The organism is Vibrio sp. 10N.247.310.23, assembly GCF_041467155.1.
GTDB lineage: Bacteria > Pseudomonadota > Gammaproteobacteria > Enterobacterales > Vibrionaceae > Vibrio > Vibrio crassostreae_C.
This window is the reverse complement of record NZ_JBFSTZ010000002.1, coordinates 136,068-151,280: the sequence shown is the minus strand read 5'-3', so window position 1 is coordinate 151,280 and position 15,213 is coordinate 136,068. Positions and strand designations below refer to the sequence as shown.

Annotated in this window: 13 protein-coding genes; 4 read left to right on the top strand and 9 right to left on the bottom strand. The window is 45.1% G+C overall.

From position 1 onward, the window contains the following. Positions 1–90: 90 nt before the first annotated feature. Positions 91–540: a TerB family tellurite resistance protein gene (locus tag AB6D93_RS02055; protein ID WP_017060439.1), complete on the top strand. Its 450-nt coding sequence runs from the start codon at positions 91–93 to the stop codon at positions 538–540. A gap of 122 nt (positions 541–662) precedes the next feature. On the opposite strand, the gene AB6D93_RS02050 is transcribed toward AB6D93_RS02055, so the two are convergent. Then, positions 663–1,193 carry a 3'-5' exonuclease gene (locus tag AB6D93_RS02050; RefSeq protein ID WP_017060438.1) on the bottom strand — a complete coding sequence of 177 codons (531 nt, stop codon included), beginning with the start codon at positions 1,191–1,193 and terminating at the stop codon, positions 663–665. A gap of 87 nt (positions 1,194–1,280) precedes the next feature. After that, positions 1,281–2,819: a sensor domain-containing diguanylate cyclase gene (locus AB6D93_RS02045; protein WP_102333207.1), complete on the bottom strand. Its 1,539-nt coding sequence runs from the start codon at positions 2,817–2,819 to the stop codon at positions 1,281–1,283. Between the two features lie 350 nt (positions 2,820–3,169). On the opposite strand from AB6D93_RS02045, the gene AB6D93_RS02040 reads away from it, so the two are divergent. The 3 genes from AB6D93_RS02040 (at position 3,170) to AB6D93_RS02030 (ending at position 8,754) form a co-directional block, all read left to right on the top strand. Continuing rightward, the gene (locus AB6D93_RS02040) at positions 3,170–3,802 is read left to right on the top strand and encodes a DUF2760 domain-containing protein (RefSeq protein WP_017060436.1); all 633 of its coding nucleotides are present in this window, start codon (positions 3,170–3,172) and stop codon (positions 3,800–3,802) included. Further along, positions 3,802–5,760 (top strand): Hsp70 family protein, encoded by a 1,959-nt coding sequence (locus AB6D93_RS02035; RefSeq protein WP_102333206.1) that lies wholly within the window; start codon positions 3,802–3,804, stop codon positions 5,758–5,760. Before AB6D93_RS02040 ends, AB6D93_RS02035 begins: the two co-directional genes overlap by 1 nt. 153 nt (positions 5,761–5,913) lie before the next feature. Next, positions 5,914–8,754, top strand: a complete 2,841-nt coding sequence (locus tag AB6D93_RS02030; RefSeq protein WP_017067721.1) for an Hsp70 family protein — start codon at positions 5,914–5,916, stop codon at positions 8,752–8,754. Between the two features lie 171 nt (positions 8,755–8,925). On the opposite strand, the gene AB6D93_RS02025 is transcribed toward AB6D93_RS02030, so the two are convergent. The 7 genes from AB6D93_RS02025 to AB6D93_RS01995 form a co-directional block, all read right to left on the bottom strand. Further along, complete coding sequence (locus AB6D93_RS02025) at positions 8,926–9,141, bottom strand: hypothetical protein (protein WP_017065431.1); 216 nt, start codon at positions 9,139–9,141, stop codon at positions 8,926–8,928. A gap of 265 nt (positions 9,142–9,406) precedes the next feature. Beyond that, positions 9,407–9,880, bottom strand: coding sequence for a DUF2947 domain-containing protein (locus AB6D93_RS02020; protein WP_017060433.1), 474 nt, complete (start codon positions 9,878–9,880; stop codon positions 9,407–9,409). Between the two features lie 164 nt (positions 9,881–10,044). Then, positions 10,045–10,632, bottom strand: a complete 588-nt coding sequence (rimJ, locus tag AB6D93_RS02015) for a ribosomal protein S5-alanine N-acetyltransferase (protein WP_017065430.1) — start codon at positions 10,630–10,632, stop codon at positions 10,045–10,047. 18 nt (positions 10,633–10,650) lie between these two features. Then, complete coding sequence (gene tyrR, locus AB6D93_RS02010; protein WP_017067720.1) at positions 10,651–12,195, bottom strand: transcriptional regulator TyrR; 1,545 nt, start codon at positions 12,193–12,195, stop codon at positions 10,651–10,653. Between the two features lie 123 nt (positions 12,196–12,318). Next, a complete protein-coding gene (locus AB6D93_RS02005) occupies positions 12,319–13,371 on the bottom strand; it encodes a YcjF family protein (protein WP_102333205.1) in 1,053 nt (350 codons plus the stop codon). Positions 13,372–13,385: 14 nt separating this feature from the next. Then, on the bottom strand, positions 13,386–14,759 hold the full coding sequence (locus AB6D93_RS02000; RefSeq protein WP_017065428.1) for a YcjX family protein: 1,374 nt from the start codon (positions 14,757–14,759) through the stop codon (positions 13,386–13,388). Between the two features lie 199 nt (positions 14,760–14,958). Continuing rightward, a complete protein-coding gene (locus tag AB6D93_RS01995) occupies positions 14,959–15,144 on the bottom strand; it encodes a hypothetical protein (protein ID WP_004734731.1) in 186 nt (61 codons plus the stop codon). Between the last annotated feature and the right edge of the window lie 69 nt (positions 15,145–15,213).

Genomic DNA, 15,213 nt, shown 5'->3' with positions numbered 1-15,213 from the left:
CTTATGGTTATGGTTATGGTTATGGTTATGGTTATAGTTGATAGCTATCAGCGTTACGGAACTCGATACAAATTTTAACTGGAGCTCGTTATGTTCAATTCTCTCACATCAATGTTTAAACAATTGATTGAAGGCCAGGACCTAAGCAAAAACCAAGGCACATCACCTAATATCGCCATCGCGAGTTTGTTGTGTGAAGTCGCGGGTGCCGACCATCAGATCAATGAATCAGAAAGAGTCGCTAAGCTACAGCTTCTGCAGCGTTTGCTGGATTTAGATGAAGAACAAGCAAAGGTACTGCTCGCGCAAGCAGAGCCGAAAGTAGAGCAATCAGTATCGCTGTATGACTTTACATCGCAACTCAGAGACCTATCTCAGCCAGTGCGAATCGACTTAATCAAAGCGATGTGGGAAGTAGCGCATGCCGACGGGGAAATTGACCCTATCGAAGATTCTGTGATCCGTAAAACAGCAGAACTGCTCTACGTCGACCACTGTGACTTCATCAAGAGTAAGTTAAGTGTTTTAGGCGAAAATTAGTGCCTGAAATAATGAATTGGAAACTGAAATAAATAAAAGCGACGGGTTAAGAAACCGGTCGCTTTTTTGAATCGGTAAACTGAAAGCTGACTAAACAGGGCTGAGAGGAGCTAAAAATTTAGCTACAACATAGTTAATGTGAGTTTCGCAAGATTATAAGCATCGACATAACCCGAGTGCTGACGACCTTCCCACTCAATATTTTTGGCTTCTTGAGCAGCGCGGTGACCAATGCGTTTGTCTTTCAAGCGATTCTGAACACGGTAAAGCGTTGCGATGTTTAAGAACTCGCTAAACGGAGGTTCAATGCCTTTCTCAATACACTCTTTGTGTAAGATAAGATCGTCGCGTCCCCACGCTGCATAGATTTTCTTTGGGCCACCGAAGTTCTTAATCATCGACTTGATAACAGACTCTAATGGGCGACCCTGCTTTTCGATTTTACGAGGGGTAATGCCCGTTAACTCGGCGCAAAATAGAGAGACTTCGTCTTTTTCGGGCTTAACGTAATATTGCGCGCGCTTCACGATGGTTCCAGATACAAGATCGATCTCAGCAAGACCAATTTCAATGATCTCCCCTGTTGTTCCTACACCGTCTTCGCTCCAACAGCACATTTCCAAATCGAAACACACCACTCGATTGTGATTCATACGTCGCCTAATTCTCTCGTCAAAAATTTCGTGAAATTGTACATGAGCCTAATAAAGAACTCGACCCCAGTTGCATCAAGTGCTCATTTAGCCTGCAATTGTGACTCGATTTCGGCCATTTGACTTACTTAGGTATAACATGCTGTCAGTTTTTTGAAGGAGCGCTTCAATGTCTTCATTAGTGCGGATGGTAGCCCCGATGCTTAGAGTGCAACTCAATAGCTGGCCAGAATGCTCGCAATGAGACTCACTCACCGTATCTAAAATACATTCTAAATAGCGAGACAATGAGTCATGTTCAGTGATGCTCGAAATGATACCGAACTCATCCCCTCCCATCCGGAATAGGTTATCTCCAGACTTCAAGCTCACTGAGATAACCTTAATCACATGGATAAGTAACGCATCACCGGCTGGGTGCCCAAACTTATCATTGATCTCTTTAAACTTATCAACATCAAACACTATTAAGCTAAACGGCTTATCGCTTTGTATCGATTGACCAAGCATCTTATTAAAAGCTCGGCGATTATAAATTTCCGTTAAACTGTCATGATTGGCAAGAAAGCGAAGTTCTTCTGTTCTTTCATCAATCATTCGATATAAGCGCTCTTTCTCTCTAATTTGCAGGTTCACAATATAAGCAAGCAGCAATGAGATAGTGGTACCAACTATGCCGATTCCCGCCAACACTAAGTAACCATTAAATGAAATACATGCATCTATCTTGAAGTCGATAATCCATTCACGGTTAGTTAATGTAATCGTCTTTGTAATGTGCTGCCCAGTTACCGCTTCATAACCATTGGTTTCGAACATTATCGGGGCATCTTCAGCTTCAAAACCGCTATCGGTAACACGCACATAAACGTCCATATCGCCGACAGTAGATGCCAGAAGTTTCTCAAAATAATATGTGGTACGAACAACACCAATTACAACGCCGAGTAAGTTGTCACTCTCTCCCTCAAAGACAGGGTGATACACCAACATTCCGCTCTTAGGTGTGTTGCTGTCTAAACCGTCTTGCAACAGACGAACTTTGTCTGAAATATTCGCTTCACGTGTTTTTTTAATGTTATCAATGACCAGGTTAAACCGCTCACGAGAAGAGTAAAAACCCAAAACACCGTTGTTCACTGGATCATTCGGATAAATATCTGTCGCGATAAATACGGGCTCGCCATCCAAGACATAACCATAAGTTTTTGGCCCATGTTTAGGGATAGTAAACATTCTATAGGATGGGTATTGAGCTTTCATTTTGGCGGTATGCTCGGCGATATCTTCTACCGCTACTTTTTGCATCCACTGCAATCCGATCAGGCTTTTCGAACCGTTAATCGTTTGCTGAGCAAAACGATCAAATCGATCCCGACTATCGACATCATTAGAATAGAAAAAATTTGCACCGGAACCGATATAAGCGACATCGTTATCAATAAACGCTTTTAAACTGAGCGTTTGATGCTGAGCAAAGCTATCCAGATTCTCATTCAAAGACCTATTTTGATTCGCCGCAACCAAAACAAAACACAACACCGTCATCAAAAATGTGGCAAAAAAGACAACTAACGGCAAAGTTCGTTTCTTCAACCCTGTTATAGGGTCGGTAGTGTGGGGCATACAGCTTCCCATATGATGTTATTTTGAGTCGAAAGTATACACTGCCGGAATGCTAGGCTCTATTTATCTTTGACTCTCACAATGGGATAAAACTAACACTATTTACAACCCATGGACATTTACGGCTAATAAACCAACAAATCTCGATTAACTTTCAAGCTAACTCACCAAAAAGCCAGTTTATTGAAAACATTAAATAAAGCCCTTAAGCCTTGAATATGCTAGTATCCACCCATATTTATAGCTTGAAAGTGACCATTTCGGCCTTATGCCACTGAGTTTCTTTCCAACCTGTATATTCCTTTAAACCGACGAATATACCGTTAAATCAATTTTAAAGAGAAATCACTATGATCGTTGATTTGAACCTAATCCCACAAACGTTTGATATGCTTCACGCAGGCCTAACTGCATCAAGCGTTTTACTACTGTTAATTGCCGTTTCTCGTAAAACCAAAGTGGTTGAGAAAGTCGTAGAAAAACCAGTAGAAAAGGTCGTTGAAGTTGAAAAGCCAGTTGAGAAAATTGTCGAAGTAGAGAAAGTAGTAGAAGTTGAACGTGTGATCGAAAAAGTAGTAGAAGTTGAATCTAAGCTTGCTACAGCACCAACAGACTCTGCAATGCAGCTACTGTCTATCATGCAGCAAGAAGCGCGCCTTATCGACTTCTTAAAAGAAGACCTAACGTCATTCTCTGATGAAGAAGTTGGCGCAGCAGCTCGTGTTATTCACACTGGCGGTCAAAAAGTATTGGCTGATTACGTAACGCTGTCTCACATCCGCACTGAAGATGAAGAAACACGTATCACTATCGCTGAAGGTTTCAACCCTCAAGAAATTCGCCTAACTGGCAACGTAACGGGCAATGCACCATTCAACGGCACACTGGTTCACAAAGGTTGGAAAGCAACTGACATGAACCTGCCTAAGCTTGCTGAAAACTACGATGCATCTGTAATTGCACCGGCAGAGGTGGAGCTATAATGGAACACCAAAGTCATTCAGCTCAAGAGCCATCTTCTCAAGAGCAAAACCAGGTACCCAAGTTCAGTGTTGGTATCGATTTAGGTACTACACATTGCGTTTTGTCTTACATAGACACAAGCAATGAAGACGCTCGCGTTGAGGTGATGCAAATCCCTCAACTGACGGCGCCAGGTACAGTAGAAACTCGCAGCCAACTTGGCTCGTTCCTATACCAACCGCACGAACATGAAATGAATGCGGGCTCTCGCGTTCTTCCTTGGTCTTCAGAGCCAAAAGCGCTAGTGGGTGCAATTGCTCGTAACCTTGGTTCTAAAACCCCTATCCGTTTGGTAGCAAGTGCAAAATCTTGGTTATGCCACGGTGGTGTTAACCGTCGCGATGCTTTCCTTCCTGCAGGCAGCCCTGAAGAAGTTGAAAAAGTATCTCCGCTTAAGACAACTGAATTGTACCTTGAGCATCTTAAAGACGCATGGAACCACGCAAACCCAGAACACAAACTGGCAGACCAAGATGTAACGATCACGGTTCCAGCTTCGTTTGATCCTGCGGCTCGTGACCTAACAGCAGAAGCTGCACGTAATGTTGGTTTCGCTCACCTAACGCTTCTTGAAGAGCCACAAGCGGCTCTGTACAGCTGGATTGATAACAGCAACGACACATGGCGTGATGAAGTTAACGTTGGTGACATCGTTCTTGTTGTCGATATCGGTGGTGGTACAACCGACCTTTCGTTAGTTGAAGTAACACAAGATGACGGCAACCTAAGCCTGAACCGTATCGCAGTAGGTGAACATATCCTACTTGGCGGCGACAACATGGACTTAGCACTGGCTTACCGCTTGAAGATGAAACTGGCGCAAGAAGGCAAAGAACTGGCTCCTTGGCAGGTTCAAGCAATGACTCACGCATGTCGTGATGCGAAAGAAGCACTGCTTAACGATGCTGAACTGCAATCTGTGCCTATCGTTGTTCCAAGCCGTGGTTCTAAACTGCTTGGCGCAACACTGAAAACAGAACTGACTCAGCAAGAAGTTCAACAAACATTAGTGGACGGCTTCTTCCCTAAAGTTGCTGTAACTGAGCACCCTGTACAAAAGACGCGTGGCGCACTGACTCAAATGGGTCTGCCTTACGCTCAAGACGCAGGTATTACTCGTCACATTGCCGCATTCCTTTCTAAGCAAGCGAACGCGCTTTCTGGAAATAGCGAAACGGCTCAGCAAGATTTCAACCCGTTTGCAAACATGCCCGGTATGCCCGGTACGCAAGGGTCAGAAGCGCCAGCGGCAGACTTCATCAAGCCAACAGCAATCCTGTTCAATGGTGGTGTTCTAAAATCGAACCTACTTGCTGATCGTCTTTCAGATACGATCAACGAATGGTTGATCAATGCTGACGAAGAGTTCGCAAAACAGCTTTCAGGTTTAGATTTAGACCTAGCGGTTGCAAGTGGCGCTTCATACTACGGCGCAGTTCGTCGTGGCCAAGGCGTTCGTATCCGCGGTGGTATCGCTTCTTCTTACTACGTAGGAATTGAAAGCGCGATGCCAGCTATCCCAGGTATGGCTCCTCCGATGGAAGCTTTGTGTGTTGCACCATTTGGTATGGAAGAAGGTTCAAGCGTACAAGTACCTAGCCAAGAATTCGGTCTAGTGATTGGTCAGCCAGTACACTTCCAGTTCTTCGGTTCAACCATTCGTCGTGAAGATGAAGCGGGTACGCACCTTGATCACTGGGCGCCTGAAGAGCTTGATGAGCTTCCTGAAATCCAAGTGACGCTACCTGTTTCTGAAGGCCGTCGCGAAGGTGAAGTGGTTCCAGTTACTCTGGCTTCTCGCGTTACTGAGCTAGGTACCTTATATCTTGAAGCGATTGCCACTGACAACGGTCAGAAGTGGCACGTTGAGTTCGACGTTCGTGAAGACTCAAATAACGACTCAAACGAACAAGCATAATGAATCAACGGCACCTTAGCGGGTGCCGTTACTTTATCAATGCATTTCTCAATCTAGTCCTGCCTGTTTCTCAGGAATGACGTTTACGAATAACAACAATAAGACCAAAGCTATCAAAAAACTGGTCATCACTCTGGAAGAATAAGGTTTTGTATGGCAACTCCTCGTTTTTTAGTCGGCATTGACTTAGGTACAACCAATACGGTTGTCGCTTACTGTGAAATCAACGACGACCTACAACATGCTCCCGTTTCTCTTTTCGATATTGACCAACTCATCGGCCCCGGTGAAGTGGTTCGCAAGCCCTTACTCCCATCCTTTCGTTACCACCCAGCACAAGGTCAAATATCCCCTTCTGACCTGACAATGCCGTGGGAACCAAGCCCCGTTGAAGGCGATATTAAGAACGTTATCGTCGGTGAATGGGCACGTGAATTAGGCGCTAAGGTTGAAGGCCGCCAAGTATCGAGTGCTAAGAGTTGGCTGTCACACCAAGCGGTGGATCGTAACTCCGACATTCTGCCTTGGGCAGGCGCAGCAGATGTCGATAAAGTCTCGCCAGTTGTGGCGAGTGCAAGCTACCTCAACCACATTCGCCAAGCATGGAACTACCGTAACCCGAGCAACAAGCTTGAAGACCAAGATGTTGTGGTTACCGTTCCTGCTTCCTTCGATGAGACAGCACGCAAGCTAACACTCGAAGCCGCAGAACTGGCGGGCTTAGGTAAGATTCTATTACTCGAAGAGCCGCAAGCCGTTTGTTATGACTGGTATGCCCGTCACCAACAAACCGCAGCAGATGAACTTCAACAAATCCCACTGATTCTAGTGTGTGATGTTGGAGGTGGTACCACCGATTTAAGCTTAATTGAAGCCAAATTCGATGCGAACAGCGACGGTAATAACGAGCTCGCACTCGACCGTATTGGTGTTGGTGAACACTTGATGCTTGGTGGTGATAACCTCGATTTAGCCCTTGCCCACCTTGCAGAGCAACGCTTCAATCAAAACAAAAAGCTGAATGCCTCTAGCCTAACCAAACTGATTCAACAGACTCGCGCCGCAAAAGAGAGCCTGCTTTCTGCCAATGCGCCCGATGATGTAAAGATCACCATGCTGGGCAGCGGTTCAAAACTGCTTGGCGGTACTAAGAGTATTGGTTTAACTAAACAAGAAGTCCATCAAATCGCATTGGAAGGTTTCTTCCCGCTTTCTGAGTTTACTGAAACACCCGACAAACGCCGCAGTGCTGTGGTTGAGTTTGGTCTGCCTTACGTGGCTGACCCTGCGGTGAGTAAGCACGTTGCAGAATTCCTAGCAACGCACCAACAAGTGTCTAAAGCCGCATTGGAAAACTCAGACTCTATTGAGTTCGATGACACCAAACCTGCAATTCCAGTTGGCGTGCTGCTCAATGGTGGTGTGTTTAACAGTGAACTGGTAACAGAGCGAATTACTCAGCTACTGGGCAACTGGAACGGTTCTCCTATCACAGTGCTTGATAACCCTCATCCAGATTGGTCTGTTGCCCTTGGCGCGGTTGCCTTTGGTAAAGCACGCCGCGGTGCACAGCTGAAAATCGGTGGCGGTGCTGCCCGTTCTTACTTCTTGCATCTGCAAGAGAAAAACAAGATGGGTAAAGCGCTTTGTCTGCTTGCCAAAGGAACCGAAGAAGGCCAAGAGATACGCTTGAACAGCCGTCGTTTCTCGCTGACTTTAGGTGAGCCAGTACGATTTAATCTTCTGACTTCAACACACGATCAAATTGCTCATGACACCGCCATTCAAAACGGTGTGATGGTCAATGTGGATGCCGACTTGTTCTCCCCTCTCCCACCGTATATTTCTACGCTGGAAGGCTCAGGTACTGCAGAACTTCAAGCCAACCAAAAAGAGCGTGTTGAAGTACTGCTCGCTTGTCAGTTAACCGAAGTCGGCACATTGAAAATGGAGTGTGTGAGTATAGAAGATGACTCTAAGCGTTGGTTGCTTGAGTTTGAAGTAAGAAACAAGCAAGGCGATGAATCTGATACCTCCGCGCTTCACCCAAGATTGGAAGAGTGTAAGGAGTTGATTTCTCGCCTGTACAGCGGCAACAAGAAGAGTGCTGAATCGAAAGAGATCAAAACACTATCGAAAGATCTTGAGAAGCGACTAGGTAAACGCGATGAATGGGACTTCACGACCCTTCGTCATCTATTTGATACCTTCTCATTAGGTCGTAAACGTCGTCGCCGCTCAGAAGCACACGAGAAGAACTGGCTACGTTTGGCGGGATACTCGCTACGTCCTGGCTTTGGCGATCCGACTGACTCATGGCGTATCGAACAGATTTGGGGCCTTTACCAACAGAACATTCAGTTCAAGAACCACCAAGGCTGGACAGACTGGTGGGTATTCTGGCGTCGTGTCGCTGGTGGGCTAAACCAAGAGCAGCAAGAGAGTATCTTGGCTGACATCGCTAAATACCTTCACCCAGGTGCAATGAAGAACCCTAAGACAGCCAAAGATGCGCAAGATAATGGTTATGAAGCCATGGTCCGTTTAGCGGCGTCACTTGAGCAACTTGAGGTTGAAGACAAAGTGCTGCTGGCAAGTTGGTTCTTAAGCAAAGCGATCAACCATAACCAATTTGAACAGGCTCACTGGTGGGCGCTAGGACGATTAGCATCAAGAACGCCTTTGTATGGCAGCCAACACAGCGTAATTCCTAGAGAGCAAGCTGAACAGTGGTTACCAAAACTGCTTGAACAGAACTGGCAGAAAGAGCAGATGATCGCCTTCGCAGCGGTGATGATTTGTCGAAAAACCGGTGACCGTCAGTTTGATATCTCTGACGACTATCGCAATCAAGTGATTGAGAAGCTTAAGCAAAGCAAGGTACCTGACTCATGGTTAACACTAGTGAGTGAAGTGACTGAGCTTTCTGAGAGTGAATCTAAGCGTGTGTTTGGTGATGCGTTACCAAGCGGATTAAGCCTAATCAATAACTAGGTTTGAAAACGATTAGCTTTCGTTGCTAATGGTAAAGAAGCTAGCAAGAAAAGAAAAAGCCACTTTCGATTCGTTGAAAGTGGCTTTTTTATTGGTGGCTTAAGGCTGGTATGTGTAATCGACTTATAGCTTTTTGGTTAAGAGCCTTAGCCGTGTTGCAGTTCATCATTGTTAATGTTTGGTTCCAGTTGGGTTGATAGGAAAATCCGTATTTTCATAAATGTCAGATAGTTTTTTCGGTTTATTCTCTTTTGCTCCTTTGTTCGATTGATTATGAGTTTCGCTTAAAAGCCATTCCTCATGCATTTTTGCTGAATCCAAAAACTCTGGATCCTCCATTGCTTCCTTGCGAAGTTTATTTACACGTTCGAGAGTATCCCAAATCATAATACTTCACCTCCACTAAGGCAGTAATATAAAGATAGCTCAACCCCATGAAACTTCAACTAACCCAATGAGATAGCGATCTCAATTTCGTAATTCACTCGCTTTAAATGAGTGGATATGGTCACCTTTAGGGCTCAAATAGTGGGTCTTTCCCCATGATCTTCGAAGATCATTAGGCACAAAAAAAGCGAGCTCGATGCTCGCTTTTTGTTTATCTATCTGTTGCTCGGATTACCAGCACTAGCTCGATTAAATCACACCGAGGTTAAGCACGGTTACCAATTTTCACCTTGCCATTGGTAGCAAACCAAAGGGCTTCTGAACGACGACGACCGATTAGAATCGGGCCATCATCGTAGAACAAGAAGTTCTTCCAATGCTTCTTGAAAATCGCCCATTTGGTTTCAAGAACATTGTACTTTTCGTAACAAAAATAAACAGTTACGTCATCTTGCCAATCAATAAAGTTAAGAATCTCTTCTGGCATTTCAGGCTCATCCGCTTCCCAATGCGCCATCCAACTGATCTCTTCATTCCAGTTCGATGCTTTGCTTGGCCAGTCTTGCGAGCTCAGTCGTTCTGCGTCTGGGCTTTGAGGGCTCACGTTCTCTTTCCAGAACTGAGATGCTCTCGCCTGTGTCATTGGCTTAATCTTTTCCAAGTCCTCTGCCGGAAGCGGCATTGACTGGTGTGTGAAAATCCATTTTCTTTGGTATTCGTCCAAAGTTGTGTATGACATCAAAATTCCTCAAATATCTGCTCAGGCTGATGGATTTACCATGCCTATCTGTTCTTTTTGATGCAGCGGCGATTAGCAAAGCTTGATATACGCTGCGTCTAAATTTTGTTTACGTTTAAAAGCTATTTGCCTTTAACTAGTACTACGTCTTAGCAATATTGCCGCTAAATAACGCGTCTATCTTCCCAATTTGGGTTAACTAATGCTGTCAGTATATGGTCTTCCCATTTACCGTTAATCTGTAGGTAGTCTTTAGCAAAACCTTCTCGGACAAAACCAAGATGTTCTAATACGCCAGCACTGCGTTCGTTGTGAGGCATGTAGCCCGCCATTAAGCGGTGCATGTTCTGCACATCAAACATGTAGTCTTTGGCCATGTTCAAACCTCTGCGCATGTAACCGTGGCCCTGTGCACTTTGCGCCAATGAGTAACCGACATTACAAGCGTAGAACGGGAAACGAGACAAATTACTGAACGATATGGTGCCTAACATTTCATTAGAGTCAGCATTAATCAGTAAACAGTAATAGCCTAGCCCCATTTTATGAAGCTCGTTTAACTTGATCAGTCGCTGCGCCCAACTCGCTCTATCAAAGAACGCGTCTTCGCGAATCGGTTCCCAAGGTTTCAGATACTCTCTGTTAACCTGAAAGTACTCGCTGATCATGCCAGCATCATCGATTTCAGCCGTGCGTAGAATCAGATTACCATCATGCTTATAAATGCGCTCTGGTGTACTCAAATCTTCCATAATCTTGTTCTTATTCGATCAGTTCTTTCTGATACCGTAATCACGAAGCTTATTCGCAATTGAGGTATGAGAAACATTCAAACGTTTTGCTAGCTTACGGCTTGATGGGAAAGACTGATAAAGCTTCTCTAGAATCTGAGATTCATAGTCTTTCATGATCTCATCGAGCGAGCCGTCTAAGCTCAGGTTCGCCATTCCAGCCGTCATTGTTTCAAGCTGTGGCAAGTGGAATTGCTCAACCGTTAGCGTGTCTGAATCCAACTCTGTTAGTGCGCGTAGAACCATGTTGTCTAACTGACGAATGTTGCCCGGCCATTGGTAATTACCAAGCTGGTCGACTAACTCTTGAGTCAGTTTTGGTTTTAACATACCTAACTGCTGCGCGTACTTTGCAACGAACAGTTCCAACAGTGGCGCTACGTCGTTTGAGCGTTCACGCAATGCTGGAATAGACAGAGTCAGTACATTCAAGCGGTAGAACAAATCTTCACGGAACGAACCCGAGTCGGCTAATTCAGAAAGACGGTGGCGCGTTGATGCAATAATACGAACATCCGCGTGCATCTCTTCTTCTTCACCAACACGACGGAATGAACCATCTTGTAGGAAACGCAGCAGCTTGATTTGAAGATGCGGGCTCATCTCGCCAATTTCATCTAAAAATACCGTACCGCCATTCGCTTGTTCGAAAATACCTTTATGACCTTGCTCATGGTTGAATGAACCCGGCGCATGACCAAACAATTCCGTTTCCGCTACGTCATCAGGCATCGATGCACAGCTTAGAATCAAGAATGGGAAAGACGATCGATTTGAACGGTTATGACACGCTTTCGCCAACATCTCTTTGCCTGTACCTGTGTCGCCTTCAATTAATAGAGGCTGATCCAGCATAGCCAATTTCTTAGCTTGGCTGATCAAGGCTTTATGGCGATTAGAGACACCAACAAAATGTTCGAAACCTAGGTTGTTCTGTTCTGGGATTGAATCTGGCGAGTTCATCTCTTGATTACAAGAACGAATCGTCATTACTGCGCTTGCCAGTACCGCTTCGTTGACATCACCACCAAGGTAAATCGGCAGGATCTCAATCGAGAAATCTAAACCATCCAACACGACAACTTCACGATGGCGCGTTACATCGCCTTCGATCCAACGAGCAAAGTTAAAACTAGGAACAAACGTCGCTAGCGGTTCACCGATGACTGCGTCTTCTTGCTTATTAAAAAGGTTCAATGCAGCGTGGTTAGCCATATCGACTGAGCCTTTAAGGTCAATCGCAATAACAGGATCAGGTAGGTTTGCCAGCAGAGCAATCAGCTCTGTGTTATGCCTTTCGCTTGGCATAAATTGGATTTTACGTACATCCTTCACACCTGAAATTCGGCGAATTTCAGCCATAAGTTCACTAAAAGCATCAAAATCGATATCAGGGCAGTTTAGGTAAATAATACCTTTAACATCAATTTCGATTCCTCTTAAATCAATGCTTTTTGAGGCCAAGATATCGAGCAACTCACGTGTTAAGCCGAGTCTGTCTTCACACAATACTTCAAGACGCACAAATAGTCCTATTATAGGTGTCAGGATAAGTTGACAGTAGTGTGGATTAAGCTCTGAGTTCAGTCAAGAAGAAGAGTAAACATATGTTTACTCTTCTTCTCAAACTATTGAGCTTCAAATGCTTTATTTAAGAGTGATACGCTTTATTTCAGAAAGGACGGCTTTGCGGAGGTCTGCCAGTTTTACTTTTCTCTCGTTATGCCAAGGCATAGGACGCAGCAATGTCATGGCTTTTAAGCCCAGTCTTGCAGTAAGGATACCGACACCTAGCCCCTGCCCTGCTCGAGCTGAGACTTTGCCTGCAAGATCCATCGAGACGAGATCCATACTTGCATCAATCGCGAGCTCACTTGCTCCTGCAGCGGCCATGTTGATTAACACCAGTTTAAATAGCTTAATGCGAGACCAGTAGCCAAGCTCAATGCCATACACATCAGCAAGCTTGTCTATCATGGTGAAATTTCGCCAAGCCACCAACAACATATCAGCCGCCGCCAATGGACTCACCGCGACCAAAGCCGCCGATTCGGTCGAAAACTTAGTGACGATTTGAGTCGCTACTTTGTCTTGTTGACTCACGACTAACGCATCGTACATATCCAACACTTCTGCATCACTGTGTGCTGGGTTAATGCTGTTTCGCCACTTATCGTACGAAGGAGACTCAGCGATAATGCCACCTTGCTTGGCGATGTTTTCACAGAACGCTTTGCCCTTGCCGACACTTTGACTTTGGAGTAGCTCTTCACTCTGCTCTTGCACACTAAAGTGATCTTTAAGTGAACGCAGTTTCCACAGCTCTTTGCCTATTGCGCCTAAACCCAATGAAGCAATGGCAGCAATGAAGCCTGCCCAACCTAACGCCAGCCAGTCAGCCGATTGAATCGCGGTAATGACCGAATCAATTGCCTGCCATCCAACTAGGCCAGAGAAAGCGACCAATAAACCCGTTCCAAACCACTTCTTCTTTTTGCTCGGTCGAATCACTTGTTCCAATTGCTGCTCAGCTTCACCATCAAGATCAGCTTTCACTTGCGGTGCGACAGGGACAAATTTCTCTTGCTCTGTGAACAGTTGTTGAGCGCCTAAATCCGGGCCAACGTCACTCTTGTCTTGCTCATCAAAAGAGGTCTTCAACGGTTCATTAAAGACCTGCTTTGTTTTTAATTCACTCATTTTGATTGCCTCAATTACTTCAACTTGTCGCCAATGAGATACTCTAAAACCTTGTCGACTCTTAGATGTTGGCAAGGCTCATCGGAATGTTGCTCCATCGGTCTAAAGCTCGTGAAATCAAACTGGTTGGTTTCCCAATACTGTTTATTAGGCAACTTACGCGGCACCTCTCCCGGATACATGGTTTGAGGGACATTATCCAAAGTCACACCTTGCAACGCCGGAACATTGTCTGAACCCGACGAGATATAACCCGCGCTGGTCGCTTGAATAGACGCGATACTCATACAACTCATGTCGATGTGTTCAAACGCCGCCTGCTGCCAAGCTGGATGCACCATCTGTTGTAACAGTGACACCAAGTTCGGATGTTGATCCGGTGTCACGTGGTCAGCTTTTGTGGCTGCAAACAAGATCTTGTCGATCTTCGGCGCGAATAAACGTCTTAAGATATTGCTTCGACCGTACTTAAAGCTCTTAAGTAACTGTTCTAACGCGCCACGCATGTCCATGAAAGAGTCATAGCCCGCATTAAGTGGCTGTAAGCAATCCACTAGCACGATTTGTCTGTCGAACGTCGCGAAGTGATTCTTGTAGAACGCTTTGACGACCTTCTGTTGATACTCTTCATAACGCGCTTTAAGTACCGCATAGTTACTTGTTTTTGAGAACTTACCCTCAGGTGCGATGCACGGGAAGAATTGCAACACAGGCGCGCCTTCAAGCTCACCGGGTAATACGAATCGACCCGGTTGTACCCAATGCAGCCCGTTACTTTTACAAGTATGAAGGTACTGAGTGTAGCTATCGGCAATCGCGACCAGTTTCTTTTCGTCCGCTTCTGCTAGCAAATCGATATCACCACGCATTACGTTCCACTGTTGCGAGTAAGTTTCTCTGTCGCCTTTCAATGCTGCAAACTGAGATTGGCTCCAGGTATCGAAGTCCATATCCAGTAACGGCAAATCAAGCAGCCATTCACCTGGATAATCGACAATATCGAGATAAAGGGTGCTGTTTTTACTCAGTAGCTTTTTCGCGCCCTTCGCAGGCTTATATTTGATTGCTAGACGAATCTCACTGACATCACGCGTTGGCACTGGCCATTCTGGTGGCTGTGCATTCAACGACTCCATCGCTTCATCATAAGAGAAGCGTGGAATCATCATGTTGTGTTGCGGGATACGCTTTGCGCCAATAATTCTTCCATCTCTCGCAGATGCAAGCAGTGGCAAGTTTTTGTGGGTAGACGTATGAAGAAGCTGATTAACCAGCGAAGTAATGAATGCTGTCTTACCCGCACGAGAGAGCCCCGTGACCGCTACTCGAATATGAGAATCCGTTCCTCTGCTTATAAAGTCACTCATTTCTTGAGTTAAGTGTTTCATTAGAACGACTCCGTGATAGTTAGGCTAGCTGGTTATGATAATAGAAAGGCAAGCCTATGTTCTTTCCCCGTTGGGATAGTTTGTATGCTTTTGCTTATGTTGATGAGTATGCAATACACATTCTTAATGCTAGATGAATAAAAGCCCCTGACTACATTCATAATCAGGGGCTTTAGAATTTTTGCACGATATCCGACGTCTAATCGTCTTCAATCAACTTGTAGATAACAAACAGTGCAATCTCTGCAATTAGCCAAAGCGCACATGTAATCGTCACGTATTTATTATCAAAGATACTGATCCCTTTCAAGATCAGGTCGTAGCCAACAAAAGCACCAATCACCACTGCCAAGATAATCTGTAGGATCTGAATAAAACGAGGCATTCCTCTCTCCTATGTTCTTATATCAAACTATGTGTTTATCACTATATCATTGATAATAAGACAAAAGTG

Excerpts from the sequence above, each read along its gene's own strand:
- AB6D93_RS02000 (WP_017065428.1), bottom strand. The coding sequence starts at position 14,759 with ATGAAACACTTAACTCAAGAAATGAGTGACTTTATAAGCAGAGGAACG.
- AB6D93_RS02045 (WP_102333207.1), bottom strand. The coding sequence starts at position 2,819 with ATGCCCCACACTACCGACCCTATAACAGGGTTGAAGAAACGAACTTTG.
- AB6D93_RS02040 (WP_017060436.1), top strand. The coding sequence starts at position 3,170 with ATGATCGTTGATTTGAACCTAATCCCACAAACGTTTGATATGCTTCAC.
- rimJ (WP_017065430.1), bottom strand. The coding sequence starts at position 10,632 with ATGGAAGATTTGAGTACACCAGAGCGCATTTATAAGCATGATGGTAAT.
- AB6D93_RS02005 (WP_102333205.1), bottom strand. The coding sequence starts at position 13,371 with ATGAGTGAATTAAAAACAAAGCAGGTCTTTAATGAACCGTTGAAGACC.
- AB6D93_RS01995 (WP_004734731.1), bottom strand. The coding sequence starts at position 15,144 with ATGCCTCGTTTTATTCAGATCCTACAGATTATCTTGGCAGTGGTGATT.
- AB6D93_RS02050 (WP_017060438.1), bottom strand. The coding sequence starts at position 1,193 with ATGAATCACAATCGAGTGGTGTGTTTCGATTTGGAAATGTGCTGTTGG.
- AB6D93_RS02025 (WP_017065431.1), bottom strand. The coding sequence starts at position 9,141 with ATGATTTGGGATACTCTCGAACGTGTAAATAAACTTCGCAAGGAAGCA.
- AB6D93_RS02030 (WP_017067721.1), top strand. The coding sequence starts at position 5,914 with ATGGCAACTCCTCGTTTTTTAGTCGGCATTGACTTAGGTACAACCAAT.
- AB6D93_RS02035 (WP_102333206.1), top strand. The coding sequence starts at position 3,802 with ATGGAACACCAAAGTCATTCAGCTCAAGAGCCATCTTCTCAAGAGCAA.
- AB6D93_RS02055 (WP_017060439.1), top strand. The coding sequence starts at position 91 with ATGTTCAATTCTCTCACATCAATGTTTAAACAATTGATTGAAGGCCAG.
- AB6D93_RS02020 (WP_017060433.1), bottom strand. The coding sequence starts at position 9,880 with ATGTCATACACAACTTTGGACGAATACCAAAGAAAATGGATTTTCACA.